The organism is Arthrobacter sp. Edens01 (assembly GCF_001307035.1).
Taxonomy (GTDB): domain Bacteria; phylum Actinomycetota; class Actinomycetes; order Actinomycetales; family Micrococcaceae; genus Arthrobacter_B.
On sequence record NZ_LKIU01000002.1, the window covers coordinates 218,243 to 241,964 of the forward strand.

Here is a 23,722-nt window from a genome sequence, read left to right on the forward strand (position 1 = left end):
TTCGCAGAGACGATCCTTAACGGATCGATGCTGCTGGCGATCCCGGTTGCCGTCCTTGCCGGGCTGGTTTCATTCCTGTCCCCCTGCGTGCTGCCGCTCGTGCCCGGCTACCTCGGCTATGTCACCGGCCTGACGGGCATTGACCTGCAGAAACAGCGGCGCGGACGGATGTTCACCGGAATCGCGCTGTTCGTGCTCGGGTTCTCCGTGGTTTTTGTGGCCATCGGCGCGGGAATCGGGCAGCTCGGCTCCTGGCTGCGCGGCGCCGAACAGGCTTGGATCCAGCAGGTCCTGGGCGCACTGATCATCCTTCTGGGCATCATCTTCATGGGTGGCCTGTCCTGGTTCCAGCGCGACCGCAAGATCGAGGCGCGCCCCCCGGCCGGACTCTGGGGCGCCCCACTGCTCGGCGTGACCTTCGGGCTGGGCTGGGCACCGTGCCTGGGCCCCACCCTCTCGGCCGTGCAGCTGCTCTCCTTCTCCGGCGACGACGCGTCCGCGGCGAAGGGTGCGCTGCTCACCTTCGTGTACTGCCTGGGCCTGGGGCTGCCGTTCCTGCTGATTGCCCTGGGCTTCCGGCGCGGAATGGGAGCACTCGGTTTCTTCCGCCGGCACCGCGTCGCCATGCAGCGCTTCGGCGGCGGCATGCTGATCGCCCTTGGCCTCCTGATGGTCACCGGTGTCTGGAACATTTGGATCAACCAGCTCCAGGGCTGGTTGGATAGTGTGACGCTTCCAATCTGATGAACACTCCTTCGAACCCGTCCCCAGAGAACAATGAGAACCAGTTGAAACCTGAACCGGACAGCGAAAAGACGCCCACTCCGCCGGCACCTGATGCGGGAACCAAGACCGCTGCGGCGGGAGGCAAGGGCAAAAAGGCGGCCAGCGACGTCGCGCTTCCCAGCCTTGGGCTGCTTGGCACCCTCCGCTGGGCCTGGACGCAGCTCACCAGCATGCGCACTGCACTGTTCCTGCTGCTCCTGCTGGCCGTGGCTGCCGTTCCGGGGTCGCTCTTCCCCCAGCGGCCCGCGAACCCCGCCGCGGTCACGCAGTACATTCAGGACAACCCGGGTTCAGGACCTTGGCTGGACCGTTTCCAGCTTTTCGACGTGTACTCCTCCGTCTGGTTCTCCGCGATCTACCTGCTGCTGTTCATCTCCCTGATCGGGTGCGTGATTCCGCGCGCCAAGGTGCACTGGAGGGCGCTGCGCTCCAAGCCGCCGCGGACTCCCACCAAGCTCTCCCGCCTGCCGGAGTACGGCACCCTTGCGGTGCCGGCCGGCACCGGACTCACTGCTTCACAGGCCGCCCGCGACGCTGAGGCAATTCTTCGCAAGCGCGGCTACCGGGTCGAGGCCCGGGACCTGGACGGGGACCGCCCGTCCGTGGGCGCCGAGCGCGGCTTCCTGAAGGAAACCGGAAACCTGGTTTTCCACGTGTCCCTGATCGGCGTCCTGGCCTCCGTGGCCGTGGGCGGACTGCTGGGCTACAACGGCCAGCGGGTTGTGGTGGAAGGCGATACCTTCGTGAACACCCTGGTGGGTTACGACACCTTCACTCCCGGCACCAACTTCACCGAGTCCCAGCTTTCTCCGTATTCGCTGACCCTGGATGAATTCGAAGTCACTTTCGACCGCCAGCCAAACGGCAACGTCCAGCCGCTGGACTTCCACGCGGACGTTACGGTGCAGGAGGACCCGGACGAGGAACCGCGCAAGGAAACGCTGAAGGTCAATGAACCGCTGAACATCGGCGGAACCAAGGTTTACCTGGTCGGCAACGGATACGCACCCGTGGTGACAGTGCGCGACGGCGAAGGCGAGATTGCGTACCAGGGCCCGGTGGTCGGTGTACCCACTGACGGTGTGTACACGTCCCTCATGGTGATCAAGGCTCCGGATGCCAAGCCGGACCAGCTCGGTTTCGTAGGATTCTTCCTTCCCACCGCCATGCTGGATTCGCAGGGGGTTTCCTTCTCCGGTGACCCCGATCCGGTGAACCCGCAGCTCAACCTGAACTCCTACTACGGGGACCTGGGGCTCGACGACGGTGTTCCCACCAACGTGTTCGTCCTTGATACCGAGGACCTCACGCCCCTGAATAACCGGGACCTGGACTCGGGCGGCATTGTGCTGGGCATGAACCAGACGTACGACCTGCCCGAGGGCAAGGGCTCGATCAGCTTCGACGGCCTGCTGCGCTATGCAGCACTGGACGTCCACTACGATCCGGCCAAGACCGGGGTGCTCATATTCTCCGTACTCAGCCTTGCGGGGCTGTCCGCCTCCCTGTTCCTGGCCCGCCGCCGGGTCTGGGTCCGTACCGGAACGGCCGAAGATGGACGCATAATGGTCGAGTACGGTCTGCTGGCCCGCGGTGAAGACGCGCGGCTGGAAACCGAGGCTGAAGCCCTGCGGAACCTGCTCGAAAAGAAGTGGCTGGCGGGAGCTCCCGCCGCAAACCCTGCGGAAGGCCCGGATACCCTGGCCGACGCATCAGTGGCCGGCAGCACCGGACGCACGGAAGAAACAGGTAAGGACTCCTAATGCCCTCCATCGACTACCAGCTCGCGGAATACAGCGACCTATTTATGCTGCTGGCGGCGTTCACCTACACGGTCGCGCTGCTCGCCTTCGCCTGGGACCTGGCCAAGAGCAGCAAGACGCTGCAGGCCGTTGACCGTAAGGCCGCAGCCCAGGCGGCCCCGGCGAAGAAGGTCATGGCCACCGCGGGCGCTCCCACGGGACCGGCAGACTCCAACCGCCAGTGGGACAGCAGCGAAGCAGTCACCGCTGACGACGCCATGGGCTACACCGGACCACGCCGCAATGCGGCCCGGGTCGCGGTTGCGCTCACCGCGCTGGCTACGCTGATCCATGCCGCTGCCGTCGTGGCCCGGGGCCTGGCTGCCCACCGTGTGCCGTGGGGCAACATGTACGAATTCTGCACCACCGGCGCCCTCGTGGTGTCCGTGATCTTCCTGCTGGTGCTGCTGCGCCGCGACCTGCGGTTCCTGGGCACCTTCGTGGTGGGCCTGGTGCTGATCATGATGATGGCTGCGACCATCGGCTTCCCCACCCCGGTAGGCCACCTGATCCCCGCGCTGCAGAGCTACTGGCTGATCATCCACGTTTCCGTTGCGGTTATTGCCTCGGCCCTGTTCACCCTGACCTTTGCCATGTCGGTGCTGCAGCTGCTGCAGGCTGACCGCGAGGCCAAGGCCCGTGCCGGCGCGAAGGAACGCTTCGGGTTCCTGAAGATCGTTCCCTCGGCACAGTCCCTGGAGAACTTCTCCTACCGCATCAACGCCGTTGCCTTTGTGCTCTGGACCTTCACCCTGATGGCCGGCGCAGTCTGGGCCGAGCAGGCCTGGGGCCGTTACTGGGGCTGGGACACCAAGGAAGTCTGGACCTTCGTGATCTGGGTTGTCTACGCCGGCTACCTGCACGCCCGCGCAACCCGCGGCTGGACCGGCACCCGCGCCGCCTGGCTCTCGATCGTCGGCTACCTCTGCGTGGTCTTCAACTTCACCATCGTCAACGTCTACTTCGCCGGCCTGCACAGCTACTCCGGGGTCTAGTCCCTGCCGTTTCAAGGCCCCGCTCCGGCTTCTGCCGGGGCGGGGCCATTTGCTGTTTCGGGTGGGGTGCGGCTTGGGGCGGATCTCGCGGCCGGTGTCGTGAGGCTGCGGCACGTGGTTGAGGCACGCGGGCTTTTGCGCCGGACCCATTCCGCAAGCGCTCTGAACGGTGCCAGACTGGGCCAATGAGTCACCGCGCAGGGTACAGCCGGCGCGCAGCACTCGTCCGGGTCGACACGTCTGGTCGTTCATGAAGCCGGGGGGCAAAGCCGTCGTCGCGCTGCTCGCGTGCTGCATCGCGCAGTTCGTCCTGACGGTCAACGGCTCGATCGTGAGCATCGTCCTTCCCGACATTGCGAGGGAGTTCGGCTCCTCGATGACGTTGCTGCAGTGGACGGTAGGAGTCTACGTCCTCGCTTTCGCGTGCCTCCTGACAGCGGCGGGCAACACGGCCGACCGCCTCGGCCGCCGTCGCATCCTGATCGCCGGACTCGCCGTAATCCTGATCGGCTCCCTGGTCTGCGCGCTGAGTCCCGATGTTGCCGTGCTAATCGCCGGGCGCGTCGTGCAGGCCGTCGGCGCAGCCATGCTCGCTTCGTCGGGGCTCGCCGCTGTCTCGGCCGAGTCAACCGTCACCGCGGTGCGGGTCCGCGCGATCGCGTGGTGGGCCGCGATTGGCGGTGTCGCCCTGGCCGCCGGACCCTTCATCGGTGGCGTCCTCAGCGAGTACTTCGGATGGCGCGGCGTGTTCTGGATGAGCGTCCCGGTCGCCCTCATCGGCCTGATCCTGGTGCCGATCTCAGTCAAGGAGTCACGCAACCCCTCGCCGTTGCCGTTCGATGCCGTCGGGCAGATCCTGCTGTCGGGGTTCCTCGCTGCGCTGGCCTTCGCGATGATCGAGGGCACGCAGCTTGGCTGGACTTCCGCGCCGATCCTGATCGCGCTCGGGGCCGCGGCTGTGCTCCTCACCGTCGGGCTGCTGCGTGCCCGGCGCCGGCCGGATCCCCTGATCCCGCTCCGGCTCTTCGCCGACCGCCCCTTCGTCCGGGCCTCGCTCACCTCGATCATCGGCTTCGCCGCCGCCGCAGGCTTCTTCTATATCGCCCCGCAGTATCTGCGCTCGATCCGCGGGGAGAGCGCGCTGGAGGCGGGCATCTTCCTCCTGCCGCTCGCGCTCGCCGCTCTGGCTTCCGCCCAGCTGTCCGGGCGGATCGTCGCGGCCGGGCGGGCGGGCCAGGACCTGGTGGCGGGCGGAGTGGTCATGGCAGTCGGTTCGGTGATGCTGCTGCTGTGGTCGGACGGCTCGCTGTGGGTGGTCGCGGCGGCGTTCATCGTCTTCGGATTCGGCTACGGACTGCTCAACGATCCGCTCAGCGTGGAGGAGCTCGCATCGCTTCCCGGCTCGGAGGCGGGCCTGGCTTCGTCGCTGTTCTCGACGTCGAAGCAGACCGGTCAGCTCTTCGGCATCGCGGCGGTGGGCACAATCCTGTCCGCGGCCTCGCCGGACTTCGCGCCCGCCTACCGCGATGTAGGCGGGTGGGGCTGGGCGGCGCTGGTAGTCTGCGGCGTCGCGGTCTCCGCCCTCAACGTCCCCTCCCTGGGAAGCCGCGCCAAGCCGATCCGCACCCCCACCATCACGACCCCGGACGGGCCTTCCCGTTAAAGGTGGCTAGTTGCTGCTGGGCTTCTCGTCGTCGTTCTGCTTTGAACGCTTCTCGCGGTCGGCGATTTCCTGCTCCCGGCGCTTGAGCTCTTCTTCCTTCTGCTTCTGACGGCGGCGGATCTCCAGGTTGCGGAGGAACTCGGGGTCATCGTCCGGAGCAGTGGGGTGGCGCGGTGCGCGGGGCTTGGGCTCGGGACCGCTGGCCGGACGGCCAAAAAGGAACCACAGAATGGCACCCAGAACCGGCAGCAGAACAATCACAGCGATCCAGGCGGGTTTGGAAATGCTCCGGACTTCGTGTGCACGGGACATAAGGCAGTCGATGACTGCGTAGATGATTACGGCTGCGACGACGATGACGCCGAGGAGTACGAAGCGGGGCATGCCCCCAGTGTAGTGGAGGCAGCTGGAGGCGGCCTGAATAGTTTCCAAAGGCACTCAATCAGGCAGTTTCAGCCCGTTCGGCAGGCTGGGAGACTGGTTCAGGGGCAGCCCGTAGAATGGGCACGTGGCTTTCTGGAAATTTACCGCTCTCCGCCTTGCTCTGGTGGCCGTCTTCTTTGTTGCAGGCCTGTACCTGCAGCTGGGCCTGGTGCTGTCCGCGATCGTGGCCGCAGTGCTGGCCTGGTGCGTGACGTACCTGTTCTTCCGCGACATGCGCGACGCCGCTGCCAAGGGCCTGCAGAGCCGGTTCAGTGAAAGGACGCCTCCCTCACGCAACCGCGCTGAACTGGACGATTCCGCGGCAGAGGATTCCATGCTTGACGCCAACCCGGATGTGACGATCGATTCCGACCGCAAGCCCCGGGAACCCAAGCCCCGCGACTCCTAGACCGCTGCCCCTGCCGGCCCGGCGGATTCTGCTAGGGTCGGGTTTTTGCCCGGGGAATCTTTCCGGCGCACGGCAAACGGGGGATAGGCATGGAGACAGGAACGGACGCTGCAGTGCGCAGCTCCCGGGCGGAACAGGAATACAACAAGCGCTGGCTCATCGGTGTCACTGCCGGTCCGCTTGCTGCGGGCCTGCTCGCCGGGGCATGGATGTTCTCAGTCGCCGGGAACCTGCCTGACCCGCTGGCCAGCCACTGGGGTCCGGACGGCGTCGACGGCTACATGTCCCTCCCGGGCAACGCGGCAATCGCTGTCTTTGTTTGCGGCGGGAGCGGAGCCCTTGTGGCAGGGCTCGCCATCGCGGCGCGTGCCACCTCACGGGCCGTTGCCCGGATCGGCGTGGGCTTCGGGCTGGCCATGGGCATTGCCATGACAGGGCTGGCTGTAGCCGTTGTTGCCGGCCAGATAGGGCTGGACGACGCATCACAGGCTTCAGCCTCTGCACCGGTCATCTGGACATCGGTACTGGTTGCGGCCCTGACAGGAGCAGTTCTGGGCTGGCTTTACCGTCCAGGAGAGGTTGAGCGGCTGCAAAGTCCCGAGACCCGGGAACAGTCGAACGCTGCTTCCGGCCCGCTGCTCTCTGCCACAGCCCGCGCTGCCGCTGCCGCACAGCAGAGTCTTGCCGTCAACGTTTCCATGGGTCCGGTCAAGTGGCTGCTCAGCATGGGCATCGGTGCGGTGGTTACCCTAAGCCTGGTCTTCATTCTTCCGCCGCTTGGTTTGCTCGGCATTCCGGCCGCGGCCCTGATGCTGGCCTTTTGCCAGGGAAAGATCGTCATTGACCCTGACGGCGTGCGTGTCCTGGCCGGCGGGTTCTGGAAACTCATGCCGCTGTCCTACGAAGAGATTCGGGGGGAATCGGTTGAGGACATCATTGCCATGGACTTTGGCGGCTGGGGTTACCGGCTGACCGGAGGAAGCGTTGGCTTCATTATGCGCAGCGGCCCTGCCCTGGTCCTGACTGCCGGATTCAAGCAGCGCTTTGTATTTTCGATGCCCGACGCCGAGACCGCCGCCCGCGCCTGCGCACTGGTGAGCGCCTACCGGACTGGCTCCGGGGATGATTTCCACCCACCTGCAGTCTGAGATTCGCCCGGGCACCGCGGTTCCCGGAGACCCAGGGCACGGACCGTGGCTAGTGTGGCTGGAATGAAGTCCCTCCTTACCAGCGCACGGCGCTGGGCCGCTCCGGTGGCGGCCGCTACTTTCTTCGTGCTCTGGTGCGTTGCGGAGGCGGGCCGCATGGGGCCGGTTGTCGGTGTTCTCCCCATCTTCTGGACCGCTGCCGTTCCCCTGCTGATGATCACGACGGCAATCGGCGTGGCGGTCCGGTGGCCCGTCTTGTCCCTGGCCCTGACAGGACTGCTGCTGGCCGGCCAGCTTGTGAAGGCGGTTCCGCCGCTTTATTCGACCCAGTGGCCCATCTATCTCGGGTCGTTCATCTGCCTCGGGCTGATCGCCTGGACCGGTACCCGGCAGCTGCGGATTATCGCCGTCGTCGTCAACACCGTTTTTGCGGCCCTCATGGCGTTCATGATGCTCTCCTGGCGTTATGGGGAGGGCGTGGGATGGTTCCCGCCGCTCTACGGCGGGGATTCGGCAACCCTGCAGGCTTTTGGCCTCCAGCTGTTCGCCCTTCTGCTGCTCATTGCCGCAGGTTGTTTCACCGTCGGACTCCTCCTGGCCCTGGCCGAAGAGCGGGGAAGCCTGTTCCGGGCCCGGGAACTCGCGCAGTCGACGCTCAAGGACAGGGAAGTCGACCTGATTGTTGAACGGGAACGGACACGCATTTCGCGGGACCTGCATGATGTCCTGGCCCACTCCCTGGCGGTCATCGCGGCTCAGGCCGACGGCGCCCGGTACTCGGTGAAGAACCAGCCCGAACCTGTGCTGAGGGCGCTGGAGACCATTGCCGGTTCGGCACGGAGTGCGCTGGTTGACGCACAGCGGGTCATCGAGGGAGTGCAGGATGACGGGATGAGCGCTCCGCAGCCGCAGATGGACGATATTGCCGGGCTGATCGAGGGCATGAGGAGCAGCCTGGACATCCAGGAGGGGATTTCCGGAGAGCCGGTCAAACTCTCCAGCGGCCAGCAGCTGGCGGTGTTCCGGATTGTGCAGGAATGCCTGACCAACGCCCTGAAGCACGGAGGGCGCCGCACAACCGTTCGGCTCAACTTCGACTGGAGCGGCCCGGGACTGACCCTGCACGCATCCAGTGCGCGGCATCCGAATGCGACGGAAGGCACGGCCGGGCAGCGGACGGGCCGGGGGATTCCCGGAATGCGGGAGCGGGCCAGCCTGGCCGGCGGCTGGCTTACGGCGGGTCCGGACGGCGATCAGTTCCGGGTGACGCTGTTCCTGCCTTACGGCCCAGCCGAGGGCCGTCCTGCTGCAGCTGATCCTGCAGCCGGCCAGGAACCGGGGGAGACCCCACAGCTCGCACTGAGCAGCGGAGGGAAGGTTCCCGGCGATGTCTGAAACAGATACACGGATCTCAGTTGCGCTGGTGGACGACCAGCCGCTGTTCCTGGCCGGAATCCGCATGCTGGTCGAGAGCCAAGAGGACATGGTCTTCGCCTGGGACGCCGGGGAAGGGCTGCAGGCGGCCCGGCTGGCGGCCGAAAAGCGCCCTGACGTGATCCTGATGGACCTTCGGATGCCTGTCCTGGACGGTGTGGAAGCTACCCGGCGCATTGTTGCCGAGGCGGAGGGCACCGGGGAAGAACCGCCCCGGATCATCGCGCTCACCACGTTCAACCGCGACCAGGCGGTGGTTCAGGCTGTTCAGGCCGGGGCCAGCGGATACCTGCTCAAGAGTGCTGAGCCGGAGTTCCTCCTGGCCGCCATCCGGACCGTCCACTCGGGCTATTCAGTGATTGCTCCGGGGTCAATCCATTCCCTCTTCGACCACGCGGCCCGCAACGCACCGGCACGGGAACCGGATCTTGCCGTCCTAGAAGTCCTCTCCGCACGGGAACGCGACGTGTTCCTGCTGGCGGCAAAGGGCCTGAGCAACGGTGAAATGGCACAAAGCCTCTTCGTCTCGGAAGCCACGGTGAAGACCCATCTGCGCAGCGTCCTGGACAAGCTGCAGCTGCGCACCCGGATCCAGCTGGTGTCCTTCGCCCACGAGCGCCGGCTGCTGGGCAGCTGACCGGGATGCCGGTACGCAGACAACCCGTGACAAGGACCGGGCGCGGGAAACCCAGAGGGCTGCACGCTGCCGGTCACCTGGGGATAGTGGCCGCCGCGGTCCACGCCTTGTCCTGGTGCATGGTCGGCATCCTGGCAGCTCCCGGGATTTCCGGACCCAATGCAGGGTCCGCAGGCGGGGACGCCGCATGGCTGGTTACGCTTCTGGCACTCCTGGCTTCAGCGGTGCTGATCCTTGGGACAGTGCTCGGTGTCCTCGGGACCGGCAAAGGCGGTGAGTCAGCCGCAGAGCGGCTTCGCGCTAGGCCAGCACCCGCGTCAGCACCAGCGCCAGCCCGTAGACGACGCTGAAGCCCAGGTTGATCAGGCCCGTCTGCTTCAGCACCGGGATCAGGCTGCGGCGCTTCTTGCCCTTGAGCATGAGCCAGCTGGGCATCAGGCAGGCCGGCAGCAGCAGCAGGACCAGCAGCACCCACGGATAGTCGCCCACCAGCAGCAGCGGCAGGAGAAGCGCCAGCGCGAGCATCATCACGTAACTGATGCGGGCGGCGTCGTCACCCAGGCGAACCGCAAGGGTCCGCTTCCCGGATTCCCGGTCCGTGGGGATGTCCCGCACGTTATTGGCCATCAGCAGGGCCGTGGCAATCAGCCCGGTGGAGATGGCACCGATCCAGGCCGCAGCGTTGACCTGCCCGGCCTGCGTGTAGGTGGTGCCCAGCGTGGCAACCAGGCCGAAGAAGACGAAAACGAACACATCGCCCAGGCCAAGGTACCCGTACGGGTTCCGGCCTCCGGTGTAGCCCCAGGCGGCAGCGATGCAGCCCACGCCCACCAGCAGGAGGAACCAGGCCTGGGAAAGGATTACAAGCGCAAGGCCGGCCGCCATGGCCAGGCCGAAGCACAGGAATGCCGCGTACTTCACGTGTTTGGCGGCAGCGGCACCGGAGCCCGTGAGCCGCAGGGGACCCACCCGGTTGTCATCGGTGCCGCGCACGCCGTCGGAATAGTCGTTCGCGTAGTTCACGCCCACCTGGAGCAGGATTGCCACCAGTGCGGCCAGCAGCGCGTTGAACCAGCGGAAGGAGCCCAGATCGAACGCAGCCGCGGAACCGATAATCACCGGAGCAACTGCCATGGGAAGTGTCCTGGGGCGTGCCCCCTCGAACCATTGCGCCGCTGTGGCCACAGTCAATTCCTTCGTTAGCTCGTGCTGGTGTGCTCCGGCAGGAAAAGGCTGCCGGGCAGCTTCATTCTCCCGCACCACCGGCGGGAGGGCGAAACGGGTCCTAGCCGCGGGCGGCGGCGAGCAGCTGGCGGACGGCCAGCCTGTCAGTCTTGCCGCCGGGGAGCAGGGGAAGCCGTTCCAGCTCCACCACAATCTTGGGTACTGCCGGTGCGCCCAGCGCGGAGCGGACCGCGCCCCGCAGCAGGTCGGTGTCCACCGAGCCGACGACGACGAGTCCCACCACGGCGCCCCACTCCGGGTCCTCAAGTCCCATGGCCACCGCCTGGTGCACTTCGGGAAGCTGTTCGGCCGCGGCTGCCACAGCAGCGCCGGAGACCTTCACGCCGCCGGTGACGATCACGTCGTCGAGCCGTCCGGACACGGAAACCAGTCCGTCCGCTGTCACCGAGCCCGTGTCATCGGTGCGGAACCAGCGCTTGCCCGAATGGAAGGCGAACCGTTCAGCGGTGAGCTCCGGCGCGCCGAGGTAACCCTCAGCCAGCATGTCTCCGGCAATCCAGAGCCGGCCCTCGGACTCCTGGACCTCGACGCCGGGCAGAGGCACGCCGTCGTACACGCAGCCGCCCGCCGTCTCGCTCATGCCGTAGGTGCGGACCACGTTCAGGCCCTGGGCCTGGGCCTGTGCCAGGAGGGCCGGGCTGGCGGCTGCCCCGCCCAGGAGGATCCCGTCGAAGCGCTTCAGCACGGCCAGCGTGTCCGGTGCCGGATCGGTGAGCAGCCGGTGCAGCTGGGTGGGGACCAGGGACGTCAGCCGGGTGCGGTCCGTCATCGCCTGAGCCGCGGTGGTGAAAGCTTCCGGGCTGAACGGTGCTCCGGTGTCCATGAGCACAGGTTCGGTTCCCGCATACAGGGAACGCACCAGCACCTGCACGCCGGCAATGTAATGCACCGGCAGGGCCAGCAGCCACTGGCCGTCCCTGCCCAGGTGCATCGCCGTCGCCATTGAGGAGGCCGCCAGCGCATCCGTGCTGAGCATGGTCTGCTTCGGCACTCCGGTGGAGCCGGAAGTGCTGATGACCAGGGCGACGTCGTCGTTGGGCAGTTCCCCGGTGAACGTCTGCGCCGGGTCGGAGTGCGGGGCGACGGCAGGACCTTCACCGGCCAGCGCGGCGGCCAGGGGCGGCAGCAGGTCCCCGGCGTTGTATCCGGCAGGTGTGTGGACGGGAAGCAGTTCCATGACGTCCTAGAAGTAGTAGGGGAAGTTGGACCAGTCCGGGTCCCGTTTGGACAGGAACGCTTCCTTGCCCTCCACTGCTTCGTCGGTCATGTAGGCCAGGCGGGTTGCCTCGCCGGCGAAGACCTGCTGGCCGGCCAGGCCATCATCGGCCAGGTTGAAGGCGAACTTCAGCATGCGGATCGCCTGCGGGGACTGCCGGGCAATGTCCGCGGCGTATTCGAGGGCAACCTTCTCCAGGTTCTCGTGGTCCACCGCTTCGTTGACGGCTCCCATGGCAACCATGTCCTCAGCCGAATACTCACGGGCCAGGAAGAAAATTTCCCGGGCACGCTTCTGGCCGATCTGGCGTGCCAGCAGCGCTGAGCCGTAACCGGCGTCGAAGCTTCCCACCGTCGCGTCGGTCTGCTTGAACTTGCCGTGCTGGCGGGAAGCGATGGTCAGGTCGGCAACTACGTGCAGGCTGTGTCCGCCGCCGGCGGCCCAGCCGTTGACGACGGCGATGACCACCTTGGGCATGGTCCGCATCAGGCGCTGGACTTCCAGGATGTGCAGCCGGCCAGCGCGGGCCGGATCAATCGTTTCCTGGGTCTCGCCCTCTGCATACCGGTACCCGTCACGCCCGCGGATGCGCTGGTCACCGCCGGAACAGAAGGAATGGCCGCCGTCCTTGGGAGAGGGGCCGTTGCCGGTGAGGAGCACGGTGGCAACATCGGGAGTCATCCGTGCATGGTCCATGGCGCGGTAGAGCTCGTCAACGGTACCGGGACGAAACGCGTTGCGGACCTCCGGCCGGTTGAAGGCGATCCGCACCGTGGGCAGGTCGCGCACGACGGCGCCGTCGGCGTCGCGCTCCACCTGGCGGTGGTAAGTCATGTCCTGGAAATCTTCAAAACCGCCAACCACCCTCCACTGCCGGGGATCGAAGATGTCAGAGACCTGCGCGGGAAGTTGTGTAGTCACGGTCTCGAGTTTATCGCGGCAGCATCTTGGCCGGCTCCGGACCGGTTTCCGCCTACTGCCTTCTAGCCTCCGCAGCACCGGCGTAGCTTGAGTGAATGGCTAGCAGCTCCGTTACGGGGACCGACGGCCCCGCCTCCGATGCACTCCTAAAACTTGGCAGGTTCTTCACCCGCTGGGACGAAACGGCCGACGGCCGCGCTGTCTTCCGCGAAGGTGGGCGCAAGGGCGATGCCTTCTACCGGAACAGGTGGAGCCACGACAAAGTGGTCCGCTCAACCCACGGCGTGAACTGCACGGGCTCCTGCTCGTGGAAGGTCTATGTCAAGGACGGGATCATCACCTGGGAAGCCCAGGAAACTGACTATCCCACCGTTGGCCCGGACCGGCCCGAATACGAACCCCGGGGCTGCCCGCGCGGCGCAGCGTTCTCCTGGTACACCTATTCACCCACACGGGTGCGCTATCCCTACATCCGCGGCGTGCTGCTTGAAATGTACCGGGAGGCCAAGCGGTCCACCGGAGGGGATCCGGTGCTGGCCTGGGAATCCCTCATTGCCGATCAGGGGAAGCGCCGGACGTGGCAGCAGGCCCGCGGCAAGGGCGGCCTGGTCCGTTCAAGCTGGCAGGAAGCCCTGGAAATGACCGCGGCAGCCCACGTTGCCACGATCAGGAAGTACGGTCCGGACCGGTGCACCGGCTTCTCCCCGATTCCCGCCATGTCCATGGTCTCCCACGCAGCCGGTGCACGGTTCATCAACCTGATTGGCGGGGTGATGAACAGCTTCTATGACTGGTATGCGGACCTGCCGGTCGCCTCACCGCAGGTATTCGGCGACCAGACAGACGTCCCTGAGTCAGGGGACTGGTGGGACGCCACCTACCTGATGATGTGGGGCTCGAACATTCCGGTGACCCGGACCCCGGACGCGCACTGGATGGTTGAAGGACGGTACCGGGGCACGAAAGTGGTGTCGGTCAGCCCGGATTACGCGGACAACACCAAGTTCGCCGACGAATGGCTGCCCGCCCAGGCCGGGTCCGATGCAGCGCTCGCCATGGCCATGGGCCACGTGATCCTCAAGGAGAACTTCGTGGACCGGCGGGTGCCGTTCTTCGAGGACTACGTGGTGCAGTACACGGACCTGCCGTTCCTGGTCACCCTGGTGGATGGCCCGGGCGGAACCACTGTTCCGGGAAAATTCCTTACCGCACAGGACCTGGGCGGAGAGGACGCGCAGGCTGCCGATGCCGCGTTCAAGACTGTCCTGCTGAACCGGGAAACGGGCGCCCCCACCGTGCCCAACGGTTCCATGGGGTTCCGCTACAACGATGACGACGCCGGGAAATGGAACCTGGATCTGCAGGGTGTCTATCCGGCACTGTCCCTGGCTGACGGTGCCGGCTGGCTCGGGGAGACCAGCGGGGTTGACCTGCCGGTGTTCTCCGACCCCTCCGGCGCAGGAACGGTGGTGCACCGCGGGGTTCCGGTAACAACGGTGGCGGGCAGGAAGGTCACCACGGTCTTTGACCTGATGCTGGCGCAGTACGGCGTGGGCAGGGACGGGCTGCCCGGAGACTGGGCCTCCGGATACGACGACGCCGCCACCGCCTACACCCCGGCATGGCAGGAAGAACTGACGTCCATCAAGCCCTCGGCGGTCATCCGCACAGCCCGGGATTTCGCGGCCAACGCTGAGAAGTCCAAGGGCCGGTCCATGATTATCCTCGGTGCGGGCATCTGCCAGTGGTACCACGGTGACGTTACGTACCGGGCGATCCTGGCCATGCTGATGCTCTGCGGCTGCGAGGGGCGCAACGGCGGCGGCTGGGCGCACTATGTGGGGCAGGAAAAGTGCCGTCCGATCACCGGATGGGCCGCGATGGCCTCGGCGGGGGACTGGAACCGGCCGCCGCGGTTCATGATCGGTACGGCCTTCTGGTACATGCACACGGACCAGTTCCGTTCCGACGGGTACTCCACCGACGCCGTGCAGTCGCCGCTGGCGGAAGGCCACCTGCGGGGCATGCATTCGGCGGATGTTATTGCCAAGTCCACCCGCATGGGCTGGATGCCGTTCTTCCCGCAGTTCGACGCCAAAAACTCACTGGACGTCGCCGACGAGGCCGCAGACGGCGTCGCCCGCGGTGAAGCGCCCAACGAGGCTCGGTGGGTGGCGGACCGGCTCAAGGAGGGCAGCCTGCGCTTTGCCGTGGAGGACGTCGATGCGCCGGAGAACTGGCCGCGCACCCTGATCCTGTGGCGGTCGAACCTCCTCGGTTCCTCCGCCAAGGGAGAGGAATACTTCCAGAAGCACCTGCTGGGCACGCTGAACAACGTGATGGGCAAAGACCACGGCGATGCCCGCCCCAAGGACGTGGTGTGGAGGGAGGATGCACCGCAGGGAAAGCTGGACCTGCTGGTTTCCGCGGACTTCCGGATGACGAGCTCCACCCTGCTCTCCGACGTCGTGTTCCCGGCGGCGACCTGGTACGAAAAGTACGACCTCTCCTCCACAGACATGCACCCGTACGTGCATGCGTTCACCCCGGCTATCGCGCCGCCGTGGGAGGCGAAGTCGGACTTCGAGCTTTTCCGCCTGCTTTCCGTGGAATTCTCCCGTCAGGCACAAAAGCACCTGGGGGTGCGCAGGGACATGGTCGCCACGGCGCTGACCCACGACACCCCGGGGGAAATCGCCCAGCCCGGCGGGCACGCCCCCGACTGGAAGAACACGGATATACCGGCGGTGCCCGGGAAGAACCTGCCCAACCTCGCAGTGGTGGAACGCGACTACACCGCGATCGCGGACAAGTTCGTGGCCATGGGACCGCTGGCGGAGAAAGCCGGGTTCACCACCAAATACATCACCTATGAGGTCTCCAAGCAGGTGCGCCAGCTGGCAGCCAAGCACGGCGTCTTCGACTCCGGCGCCGCCCGCGGGCGGCCTGCCGTGGATACCGACGCCCGGATGGCAGAGGCAATCCTGCTCTTCTCCGGAACCACCAACGGTGAACTGGCTGTCCAGGGCTTCGAAACCCTGGAGAAACGCACCGGAACGCCGCTGGCTGACCTGGCGATCGGCGCCGAGGACAAGTTGATCACCTTCCGGGACACCCAGGACCGCCCGACGCCGGTGATCACCTCACCGGAATGGTCCGGCTCCGAGACGGGCGGGCGCCGGTACGCCCCGTTCACCATCAACATCGAACGGCTGAAACCCTTCCACACGCTAACCGGGAGGATGCACTTCTTCCTGGACCATGACTGGATCCGGGACATGGGGGAGGCGCTGCCCGTCTTCCGGCCCCCGCTGGATATGGCACGGCTGTTCGGCGAACCGCAGCTGGGCACCCGGGGTGAGCTTTCCGTAGCGGTGCGTTACCTGACCCCGCACAACAAGTGGTCCATCCACTCCGAGTACCAGGACAACCTGTTTATGCTCTCCCTCTCCCGGGGCGGCACAGCCGTCTGGATGAGCCCGCAGGACGCGGAGCTGATCCAGGTCCGGGACAACGACTGGGTTGAATGCGTCAACACCAACGGGGTGCTGGTGGGCCGGGCGATCGTCAGCAGCCGGATGCCTGCCGGCGTCGTGTACGTCTACCACGCGCAGGAAAGGATCATCGATACGCCGAAGTCCGAAGCCACCGGCCGGCGCGGCGGCATCCACAACTCGGTAACGCGGATCCTGGTGAAGCCCAGCCACATGATCGGCGGATACGCCCAGCTGTCCTGGGCCTTCAACTACCTGGGCCCCACCGGCAACCAGCGGGACATTGTCTCCGTGGTCCGCCGGCGCTCGCAGGAGGTGAGCTACTGATGAGGATCATGGCGCAGGTTGCAATGGTCATGGCGCTGGACAAGTGCATTGGCTGCCACACGTGTTCGGTGACCTGCAAACAGGCCTGGACCAACCGGGCCGGTACTGAGTACGTCTGGTTCAACAACGTGGAGACCCGCCCCGGGCAGGGGTATCCGCGCCGCTATGAGGACCAGGAGAAATGGCGCGGCGGATGGGAATTGAACCGGCGCGGGAACCTGAAACTGAAGGCCGGCGGCCGGATGGCCAAGCTCTTCGGGATCTTCGCGAGCCCGGTCCAGCCGGAGCTCAGCGACTACTACGAACCGTGGACGTACGACTACGAGAACCTGATCCAGGCACCTGCCGGCAACGATTTCCCGGTCGCCCGGCCCAAGTCCCTGATCACCGGCGAGAACATGAAGATCGAATGGTCGGCGAACTGGGATGACGACCTCGGGGGTGCACCGGAAACGGCGCAGCAGGACCCGGTGGTGGAAAAGCTCCGGCAGGACGCTGAGGACAAGGTCAAGTTCGAATTCGACCAGACCTTCATGTTCTACCTCCCGCGGATCTGCGAGCACTGCCTGAACCCCTCCTGCATGGCATCCTGTCCTTCCGGCGCGATCTACAAGCGTGAGGAGGACGGCATTGTCCTGGTGGACCAGGACCGCTGCCGCGGCTGGCGGCAGTGCGTCACCGGCTGCCCTTACAAGAAGATCTATTTCAACCACCGCTCCGGCAAGGCTGAGAAATGTACGTTCTGCTACCCGCGGATAGAGGTGGGGCTGCCCACCGTGTGCGCGGAGACGTGCGTAGGCAGGCTGCGGTACATCGGAATTTTCCTGTACGACGCCGACCGGGTCACCGAAGCGGCAGCAACACCGAATGAACAGGATCTTTACGAGGCCCAGCTGGACCTCATGATGGACCCGAACGACCCCGAGATCATCGCGGCCGCCCGCGCGGAGGGAATCCCGGAGGACTGGCTGGATGCAGCCCGCCGCTCACCGGTCTACGCGCTGGCCAAGGAACTGCGGGTGGCTCTGCCGCTGCATCCGGAATACCGCACCATGCCCATGGTCTGGTACGTCCCGCCGCTGTCTCCGATCGTGGATGTACTAAAGGAACAGGGACACGACGGCGAGAAGGCCGAGAACCTCTTCGGGGCGATTGAAGCGCTGCGCATCCCGGTGGAATACCTGGCCGAGCTCTTCACCGCCGGGGACACCGATCTGGTGACCTCAGTGCTGCGGAAGCTGGCCGCCATGCGCGCCTACATGCGGGACATCACCCTGGGCGATGCGCCGGATGAAACCATCGCCTCCGACGTGGGCATGACCGGCGAGGAAATCGTGCGGATGTACCGGCTTATGGCGGTGGCCAAGTACGAAGAGCGGTATGTCATCCCCAGCGCGCATCTGGAAGACGCCCACAACCTGGAGGAAATCGGCTGTTCCCTGGACACCGACGGCGGACCAGGGATGGGCCAGACCGGGGTGTTCGGTGAGGCATCCGGGCGCCCCATGCCCGTGGCGGTGGAGAACTTCGCCGCCCTGGAGGCACGGCAGCGCGGCGACGACCCGGCAGGGAACCGGGACATGACGGGCCGGGTCAACCTCCTGAACTGGGACGGGCGGGGCTCACCCCGGGGACTTTTCCCGCCCGGCCAGACTGACGGCGGTGAACGGACATGAGCCTGCTGGAGAAGCTGCTGGGGAAACCCGGCAAGGGAACCATGGCTCCGGAAAGGTACGCGGACCGCAATCCGCGGCGCAGCGCCGTCGTCCGCCAGGTGGCCTCTTTGCTGCTGCAGTATCCGGAGGAGGACCTCATTGCCTCCCTGCCGGTCCTGCGCAGCGCGCTGGAAGAATCAGGTGCGCTGGAGCCGGGGGTGCAGGAGCTCTTCGGCTGGCTGGCCGCCCGTCCGCTGCCCGGCGTGCAGTCGGTCTACGTCCAGGAGTTCGACCTCTCCAAACGCCACAGCCTGCACCTGACCTACTGGACAGACGGGGACACCAGGCGGCGGGGTGAAGCGCTCGCAGCCTTCAAAGAGGTCTACCGGGAACACGGGATGCTGCCGGAGGGCACGGAACTGCCCGACTACCTGCCGCTGGTGCTGGAGTTCGCAGCGAAGGTTTCCCCGGAAGACGGCTATGAACTCCTGCAGCGCTACCGTCCTTCACTGGAACTGCTGCGCCTGGCGCTTCGGGACGCCGGGCTTCCGTACCACCACGTGCTGGCGCTGGTGTGCACCACGCTTCCCGGTGTCTCACCGGAGGACGCACAGACGGTGATGCGCACAGCCGGGTACGGGCCGCCTACGGAAACCGTGGGCCTGGAGCCCTACAGTTCGCGGCTGCTGCCGCTGTCGGAGAGGAACCGGACATGAGCACCCCAGCCTCCCGTTTTCCCGCTGATGTGCTGCCACCTGAAAACGTGACCGTCACTCTGGGCGACGTCATGCTCTGGGGAGTGCTTCCGTATGTTGTGATAGCGGTTCTGGTTTTGGGATCCATCTGGCGCTACCGGTATGACCAGTTCGGCTGGACCACCCGGTCATCCCAGCTCTACGAGGCGCGGATCCTGCGGATCGCCTCGCCGCTTTTCCACTTCGGGATCCTGGCAGTAATCGCCGGGCACTTCATCGGGCTGGTGATTCCGCAGGACTGGACAAAGGACGTTGGGATCTCCGAGGGGCTGTACCACGCAATGGCACTGGGGATCGGGCTCATCGCGGGAATCGGCACCATGGTGGGGGTCGTCCTGCTGATCTACCGGCGCCGCACCACCGGGCCGGTGTTCATGGCCACTACCCGGAACGACAAGCTGATGTACGTGGTCCTGGTTGCCGCACTGTTCGCCGGGCTGGCAACAACCCTCATCTCGGTGTTCGACCCCAACATCACGGACTACCGCGAAACCGTCTCACCTTGGTTCAGGTCCGTTTTCATCTTCCAGCCGGACATCGCCGCGATGACCGCTGCGAGCCTCTCCTTCAAAATCCATACGCTGTGGGGCCTGGCGCTGTTCGCGATCTGGCCTTTCACCCGGCTGGTGCATGCCTTTACTGCACCGCTGCAGTACCTGTTCCGCCCCTACATCGTCTACCGCTCGCGCGGGAAGCGGAATACACCCGGTGCCGTACCGCCGCGCCGCGGCTGGGCACCGGTTGGCACACCGGACCGGGTCCGCAAGGGAGTTCCCCGGCAGTAAGGGTTATGTGAAAGGACCGTCATGGCATCCGCATCATCCGCTCCCGCTGCCCCGGACCTGAAATCCGGGCAGCTGCTGAACCTCATCACGGCCACCATCGCCTCGACGGTCGGCTTCTGGGCCTGGACCATCATTGGTCCGCTCTCTGCCCGCTACACCCAGACGATGGATCTGAACCCCAGCCAGGCCTCCATCCTGGTCGCGATGCCCATCCTCGTTGGGTCCATTGCCCGGATCCCGGTCGGGGCCTGGACGGACCGCTACGGCGGACGGCGGATGTTCACCCTGGTACTGGGCGTGACAGCCCCGCTGGTCCTGCTGACGGCGGTTGCCGGAGAGACCGGCAGCTACGGGCTGATCATCGTCGTCGCATTTTTCCTGGGTATTGCCGGGACGGTCTTCGCCATCGGCATCCCGTTCTGCTCCGCCTGGTATGACCGCAGCCGCAAGGGTTTTGCCACCGGGGTGTTCGGCGCAGGCATGGTGGGTACCGCAGTCTCGGCGTTCTTCACCCCCCGGCTGGTCAGCGGCGTGGGGTACTTCAACGCCCACCTGATCATCGCCGGCGTTGTGGCACTGATGGCGGTGATCAGCTGGCTGGTACTGCGGGAATCCCCGGCCTGGAGCCGCCCCACGGAGCCGACGCTGCCGAAGATCCGCCACGCGTTTACCCTGAAGGTCACCTGGCAGCTGTGTTTCCTCTACGGCGTGGTCTTTGGCGCCTTCGTGGCGTTCTCGAACTACCTGCCAACCTATCTGGGCAACGTCTATGACTATGACGCGACCGCAGCCGGAACCCGGACCGCCGGATTTGCGGTCGCTGCAGTGATCGCCCGTCCCATCGGCGGAACCGTTGCGGACAAGGTTGGGCCCAAGATCGTCACCCTCACCTCCTTCGCGGGGACAGTTGTCCTGGCCATGGTGGTCGCCTTCCAGCCGAGTCAGGAACGGGTGTACGGAACGGCGTTCCTGCTGATGGCACTGTTCCTGGGACTGGGCACCGGCGGGGTCTTCGCCTGGGTTGGGAGGGCAACGCCGCCAAAGGACGTTGGTACGGTCGGCGGCATCATCGCGGCAGCCGGCGGCCTGGGCGGCTACTTCCCGCCACTGGTCATGGGGGCAACCTACGACGCCGAAAACTCAAGTTACTTCATTGGCCTGACCCTGCTGGCCGTGTTCGCCGCACTGGCCCTGCTGCTGACCTTTACCGTGCGCAACGGAGGGAAAACCGACGAGCGGCTCCGGGCGCCCGCCTAGACCCTTGGCACGGAGAGCCTGCTGAGTAGAGTCGGACGATGGGTGCAACAGAGCTGATCCTCATCCGTCACGGCGAGAGTGCCGGAAACGTCGCCGCCACGCAGGCGCAGCGGACCGGTGCCGAGGTGATCGACGTCGGGCTCCGGGATCCGGATGTGCCGCTCAGCGGTGACGGGGAGCGGCAGGCGGTGGCGCTGGGGGCGTGGCTCGCCTCCCTGCCCGCTGATGAGCGGCCTGAATCGGTATGGTGTTCGCCCTACCTGCGCGCCCGGCAAACCGCCGAACTGGCCGGGTTGTCACCCTTCCGGGTGGATGAGCGCCTGCGGGACCGCGAACTCGGAATCCTCGACCTGCTGACTTCCCGCGGGGTCGCTGCCCGGTATCCGGTGGAGGCCGAGCGCAAACAGTGGCTGGGCAAGTTCGCCTACCGGCCGCCCGGCGGTGAATCCTGGGCGGACGTTGCCCTGCGCCTGCGCTCGCTGCTGCGGGACCTGGACGACGCCGAAGACGGGCGCCGCGTAGCGGTGGTCTGCCACGACGCAGTGATCCTGCTGCTGCGCTACGTCTGTGAAGGACTCCTGGAGGCAGAACTGCTGGACATTGCCTCCGCGTCCAGTGTGCGCAACGGTTCAATCACCCGCCTGGTCCGGCCCTCCGGTACCGGTTTCTGGGAAGTGGCGTCCTTCAACGGCGTCGAGCACCTGGCCGCGGGAGGCGCCCCGGTCACCGAGCATGCAGGAGATGAAAATGTCCACCCGCGCTGAACTGGTTACCCCTGCGCTGCTGCGTTCCTGGCAGGTCTCCCGCGACGCCGAGGGCAAGGACGACCGCGGCACTGTCCTGGTGATCGGCGGAGCCCGGCGCACGCCCGGAGCCGCAATCCTTACCGGCCGGACGGCGCTGCGTGCCGGTGCCGGGAGACTGACTCTGGCAGTGGCTGAGACGGCAGCCGTAGCCTCTGCTGTTGTGCTGCCCGAGTGCGGCACTGTTGGACTGCCGGAAAACGGGGAACGCATCAACGGCAATGCTGCTGCCGATGCGCTGGGCACCGACCTGGACAGTGCGGACGTGCTGGTGGTGGGACCCGGGCTGGACGATGCCGAGGATACCGCAGACCTGCTGCGCAGCATCAGCCCTCGAATCCCGGAGGGAGCATCGGTGGTGCTGGACGCCTACGCGCTGGGCGTCCTGCCCGGGCTGCCGGAACTGCGTGAACTTCTCTCCGGCAGGCTTGTGCTCACACCCAACCGGACCGAAGCCGCACGCCTGCTGGACACCGATGAGGTTCAGGACGCCGACGCCGCAGCCCTGGAAATCGCGCGTGTGTACGGTGCGGTGGTCACCAGCAAGGGGCGCATTACGGCCCCGGACGGCCGGGCGTGGGAGATACCGGCGGGCAATCCCGGCCTGGCCACCTCAGGCAGCGGAGACGTCCTGGCCGGAGCGGTGGCCGGGTTCCTTGCCCGCGGTGCCTCGCCCGACCAGGCAGCCTGCTGGGGCACCTACCTGCATGCCGCGGCAGGTGACCGCCTGTCTTCGTCGAAGGGACCACTGAGTTTCCTGGCCAGTGAACTGCTGGAAGCCATGCCGCAGATCATGACCGAACTGACTGTCTAATGCCCGGGTGCCGGACGGCAGAGCATCAGTCCGAACGGCCTAGTCCCTGGAGACCGTCAGCACTATGGACCCCTGCACCTTGCCGGATTCGAGGCGTTCCATCGCGGACGCAGCAGCGGCCAGCGGAAACCGGCTGTCGATGTGCGGCACAATGCCGCCGGATTCAAGCAGCCCGGTCAGCCGTTCGAGCTCCGCTCCGCTCTCCTTGGCAAGGACAGCCCGGAACTGCCGGTGCCCCCGATCCAGTATGGACAGGACGCCGCCGGCTATCTGGCGCTCAAACATTCCGCCGGTCACTCTGCCGCCTCCTTCGCCGCCCACCAGCGCGGCGGTCCCGCCCGGCTTCAGTGCCCGCCTCAAGCGGGACAGGGAAGGATTGCCGGCTATGTCGACAACCGCGTCATAGCCGTCCGGTGACGCAGCGAAGTCCTCCAACCGGTAGTCCAGGACGGTTTGAGCCCCCAGCTCCCGTACGAAATCGGCCTTGGCTGCCGACGAGGCCCCGGTGACTTCCGCGCCTGCCGCCACCGCGAGCTGCACCGACAGGCTGCCCACGCCGCCGGACGCGCCGAGGATGAGCACCCGCTGGCCGGCGGAAACGCGTGCCACGTCCGTGACGGACTGCATCGCGGTGAGGCCAGAGACCGGAAGGACGGCAGCCTGTTCGAAGTCCAGGCCCCGGGGCATCGGAGCCAGCTTCCGTTCCAGCGCCGCTGAATACTCGGCAAAGGATCCTTTTCCGATTCCGTAGACCCTGTCCCCGGGCTTGAACCGCGTCACTGAGGAGCCAACGGCGACTACCTCTCCGGCGAGGTTGAGTCCTGCCACCGGCCGACGCGGGGTACGGAGGCCGAAGAATGCCCGCAGCAGGTACGGAGTACCCGTCATCACGTGCCAGGTTCCCTTGGCGAGTCCGGCTGCGCGCACCTGAACGAGGACCTCCTTGTCCGAGACGGAGGGGAGGGGGACGGTTTGCAGTGTGAGGACCTCGGGCCCGCCGTAGCCGTTCTGGAGCACTGCCTTCATCCGTGCGGGCAGGACGCTGTTCTTGCCGGCAGCAGGCCGGTCCAGCGGGAGGTTGGCATTCGTCCCAGACATGGGAGCCCTTTCGTGTTGGCGTTCGAACCTTACTTTGTAAGGCGGACGCTACCTT

20 protein-coding genes are annotated in these 23,722 nt (G+C 66.2%); 15 read left to right on the forward strand and 5 right to left on the reverse strand.

What is annotated here, in order from left to right; all coding sequences use genetic code 11:
• Window positions 1–27: 27 nt before the first annotated feature.
• The 4 genes from AO716_RS01400 to AO716_RS01415 all read left to right on the forward strand — a co-directional run bounded on the left by AO716_RS01400 (window position 28) and on the right by AO716_RS01415 (window position 5,246).
• Window positions 28–744: a cytochrome c biogenesis CcdA family protein gene (locus AO716_RS01400; RefSeq protein WP_055239717.1), complete on the forward strand. Its 717-nt coding sequence runs from the start codon at window positions 28–30 to the stop codon at window positions 742–744.
• Window positions 744–2,549, forward strand: coding sequence for a cytochrome c biogenesis protein ResB (locus tag AO716_RS01405; protein ID WP_082413237.1), 1,806 nt, complete (start codon window positions 744–746; stop codon window positions 2,547–2,549). Before AO716_RS01400 ends, AO716_RS01405 begins: the two co-directional genes overlap by 1 nt.
• Window positions 2,549–3,583, forward strand: a complete 1,035-nt coding sequence (ccsB, locus tag AO716_RS01410; RefSeq protein WP_055239173.1) for a c-type cytochrome biogenesis protein CcsB — start codon at window positions 2,549–2,551, stop codon at window positions 3,581–3,583. The genes AO716_RS01405 and ccsB overlap by 1 nt, the downstream gene beginning before the upstream one ends.
• A 250-nt stretch (window positions 3,584–3,833) precedes the next feature.
• Window positions 3,834–5,246, forward strand: a complete 1,413-nt coding sequence (locus AO716_RS01415) for an MFS transporter (protein ID WP_055239174.1) — start codon at window positions 3,834–3,836, stop codon at window positions 5,244–5,246.
• Window positions 5,247–5,252: 6 nt separating this feature from the next.
• On the opposite strand, the gene AO716_RS01420 is transcribed toward AO716_RS01415, so the two are convergent.
• Window positions 5,253–5,630, reverse strand: coding sequence for a PLD nuclease N-terminal domain-containing protein (locus AO716_RS01420; RefSeq protein WP_055239175.1), 378 nt, complete (start codon window positions 5,628–5,630; stop codon window positions 5,253–5,255).
• Window positions 5,631–5,793: 163 nt separating this feature from the next.
• Between AO716_RS01420 and AO716_RS01425 the strand changes: the two genes are divergently transcribed.
• From AO716_RS01425 to AO716_RS01440, 4 genes are all read left to right on the forward strand, one after another.
• Complete coding sequence (locus tag AO716_RS01425; protein WP_414826571.1) at window positions 5,794–6,078, forward strand: DUF4229 domain-containing protein; 285 nt, start codon at window positions 5,794–5,796, stop codon at window positions 6,076–6,078.
• Window positions 6,079–6,167: 89 nt separating this feature from the next.
• The gene (locus AO716_RS01430) at window positions 6,168–7,226 is read left to right on the forward strand and encodes a hypothetical protein (protein WP_152969823.1); all 1,059 of its coding nucleotides are present in this window, start codon (window positions 6,168–6,170) and stop codon (window positions 7,224–7,226) included.
• Window positions 7,227–7,289: 63 nt separating this feature from the next.
• A complete protein-coding gene (locus tag AO716_RS01435; RefSeq protein WP_055239178.1) occupies window positions 7,290–8,621 on the forward strand; it encodes a sensor histidine kinase in 1,332 nt (443 codons plus the stop codon).
• Window positions 8,614–9,297, forward strand: a complete 684-nt coding sequence (locus tag AO716_RS01440) for a response regulator (RefSeq protein ID WP_055239179.1) — start codon at window positions 8,614–8,616, stop codon at window positions 9,295–9,297. The genes AO716_RS01435 and AO716_RS01440 overlap by 8 nt, the downstream gene beginning before the upstream one ends.
• A 300-nt stretch (window positions 9,298–9,597) precedes the next feature.
• Here AO716_RS01440 and AO716_RS01445 read toward each other — a convergent pair whose 3' ends face one another.
• From AO716_RS01445 to AO716_RS01455, 3 genes are all read right to left on the reverse strand, one after another.
• Complete coding sequence (locus AO716_RS01445) at window positions 9,598–10,482, reverse strand: 1,4-dihydroxy-2-naphthoate polyprenyltransferase (protein WP_055239180.1); 885 nt, start codon at window positions 10,480–10,482, stop codon at window positions 9,598–9,600.
• Between the two features lie 100 nt (window positions 10,483–10,582).
• On the reverse strand, window positions 10,583–11,719 hold the full coding sequence (locus AO716_RS01450; RefSeq protein WP_055239181.1) for an AMP-binding protein: 1,137 nt from the start codon (window positions 11,717–11,719) through the stop codon (window positions 10,583–10,585).
• A gap of 6 nt (window positions 11,720–11,725) precedes the next feature.
• On the reverse strand, window positions 11,726–12,679 hold the full coding sequence (locus tag AO716_RS01455) for a 1,4-dihydroxy-2-naphthoyl-CoA synthase (protein WP_055239182.1): 954 nt from the start codon (window positions 12,677–12,679) through the stop codon (window positions 11,726–11,728).
• Between the two features lie 95 nt (window positions 12,680–12,774).
• Between AO716_RS01455 and AO716_RS01460 the strand changes: the two genes are divergently transcribed.
• From AO716_RS01460 to AO716_RS01490, 7 genes are read left to right on the forward strand one after another with little or no spacing between them, the layout of a single operon-like run.
• On the forward strand, window positions 12,775–16,500 hold the full coding sequence (locus AO716_RS01460) for a nitrate reductase subunit alpha (protein WP_055239183.1): 3,726 nt from the start codon (window positions 12,775–12,777) through the stop codon (window positions 16,498–16,500).
• Window positions 16,500–18,176 (forward strand): nitrate reductase subunit beta, encoded by a 1,677-nt coding sequence (gene narH, locus AO716_RS01465; RefSeq protein WP_055239184.1) that lies wholly within the window; start codon window positions 16,500–16,502, stop codon window positions 18,174–18,176. Before AO716_RS01460 ends, narH begins: the two co-directional genes overlap by 1 nt.
• A complete protein-coding gene (narJ, locus tag AO716_RS01470) occupies window positions 18,173–18,871 on the forward strand; it encodes a nitrate reductase molybdenum cofactor assembly chaperone (protein ID WP_055239185.1) in 699 nt (232 codons plus the stop codon). The genes narH and narJ overlap by 4 nt, the downstream gene beginning before the upstream one ends.
• Window positions 18,868–19,695, forward strand: coding sequence for a respiratory nitrate reductase subunit gamma (gene narI / locus AO716_RS01475; RefSeq protein ID WP_082413238.1), 828 nt, complete (start codon window positions 18,868–18,870; stop codon window positions 19,693–19,695). Before narJ ends, narI begins: the two co-directional genes overlap by 4 nt.
• Window positions 19,696–19,716: 21 nt before the next feature.
• A complete protein-coding gene (locus AO716_RS01480) occupies window positions 19,717–20,952 on the forward strand; it encodes a nitrate/nitrite transporter (RefSeq protein WP_055239186.1) in 1,236 nt (411 codons plus the stop codon).
• A gap of 38 nt (window positions 20,953–20,990) precedes the next feature.
• Window positions 20,991–21,716: a histidine phosphatase family protein gene (locus AO716_RS01485; protein WP_055239187.1), complete on the forward strand. Its 726-nt coding sequence runs from the start codon at window positions 20,991–20,993 to the stop codon at window positions 21,714–21,716.
• Complete coding sequence (locus AO716_RS01490; protein WP_055239188.1) at window positions 21,700–22,569, forward strand: NAD(P)H-hydrate dehydratase; 870 nt, start codon at window positions 21,700–21,702, stop codon at window positions 22,567–22,569. The genes AO716_RS01485 and AO716_RS01490 overlap by 17 nt, the downstream gene beginning before the upstream one ends.
• Before the next feature lie 39 nt (window positions 22,570–22,608).
• Here the strand turns inward: AO716_RS01490 and AO716_RS01495 are convergent, their stop codons facing one another.
• Window positions 22,609–23,667: an NAD(P)-dependent alcohol dehydrogenase gene (locus tag AO716_RS01495; RefSeq protein WP_235471973.1), complete on the reverse strand. Its 1,059-nt coding sequence runs from the start codon at window positions 23,665–23,667 to the stop codon at window positions 22,609–22,611.
• Window positions 23,668–23,722: the final 55 nt, after the last annotated feature.

Excerpts from the sequence above, each read along its gene's own strand:
- AO716_RS01400 (WP_055239717.1), top strand. The coding sequence starts at position 28 with ATGCTGCTGGCGATCCCGGTTGCCGTCCTTGCCGGGCTGGTTTCATTC.
- AO716_RS01405 (WP_082413237.1), top strand. The coding sequence starts at position 744 with ATGAACACTCCTTCGAACCCGTCCCCAGAGAACAATGAGAACCAGTTG.
- ccsB (WP_055239173.1), top strand. The coding sequence starts at position 2,549 with ATGCCCTCCATCGACTACCAGCTCGCGGAATACAGCGACCTATTTATG.
- AO716_RS01415 (WP_055239174.1), top strand. The coding sequence starts at position 3,834 with ATGAAGCCGGGGGGCAAAGCCGTCGTCGCGCTGCTCGCGTGCTGCATC.
- AO716_RS01420 (WP_055239175.1), bottom strand. The coding sequence starts at position 5,630 with ATGCCCCGCTTCGTACTCCTCGGCGTCATCGTCGTCGCAGCCGTAATC.
- AO716_RS01430 (WP_152969823.1), top strand. The coding sequence starts at position 6,168 with ATGGAGACAGGAACGGACGCTGCAGTGCGCAGCTCCCGGGCGGAACAG.
- AO716_RS01435 (WP_055239178.1), top strand. The coding sequence starts at position 7,290 with ATGAAGTCCCTCCTTACCAGCGCACGGCGCTGGGCCGCTCCGGTGGCG.
- AO716_RS01440 (WP_055239179.1), top strand. The coding sequence starts at position 8,614 with ATGTCTGAAACAGATACACGGATCTCAGTTGCGCTGGTGGACGACCAG.
- AO716_RS01450 (WP_055239181.1), bottom strand. The coding sequence starts at position 11,719 with ATGGAACTGCTTCCCGTCCACACACCTGCCGGATACAACGCCGGGGAC.
- AO716_RS01460 (WP_055239183.1), top strand. The coding sequence starts at position 12,775 with ATGGCTAGCAGCTCCGTTACGGGGACCGACGGCCCCGCCTCCGATGCA.
- narH (WP_055239184.1), top strand. The coding sequence starts at position 16,500 with ATGAGGATCATGGCGCAGGTTGCAATGGTCATGGCGCTGGACAAGTGC.
- narJ (WP_055239185.1), top strand. The coding sequence starts at position 18,173 with ATGAGCCTGCTGGAGAAGCTGCTGGGGAAACCCGGCAAGGGAACCATG.
- narI (WP_082413238.1), top strand. The coding sequence starts at position 18,868 with ATGAGCACCCCAGCCTCCCGTTTTCCCGCTGATGTGCTGCCACCTGAA.
- AO716_RS01480 (WP_055239186.1), top strand. The coding sequence starts at position 19,717 with ATGGCATCCGCATCATCCGCTCCCGCTGCCCCGGACCTGAAATCCGGG.
- AO716_RS01485 (WP_055239187.1), top strand. The coding sequence starts at position 20,991 with ATGGGTGCAACAGAGCTGATCCTCATCCGTCACGGCGAGAGTGCCGGA.
- AO716_RS01490 (WP_055239188.1), top strand. The coding sequence starts at position 21,700 with ATGTCCACCCGCGCTGAACTGGTTACCCCTGCGCTGCTGCGTTCCTGG.
- AO716_RS01495 (WP_235471973.1), bottom strand. The coding sequence starts at position 23,667 with ATGTCTGGGACGAATGCCAACCTCCCGCTGGACCGGCCTGCTGCCGGC.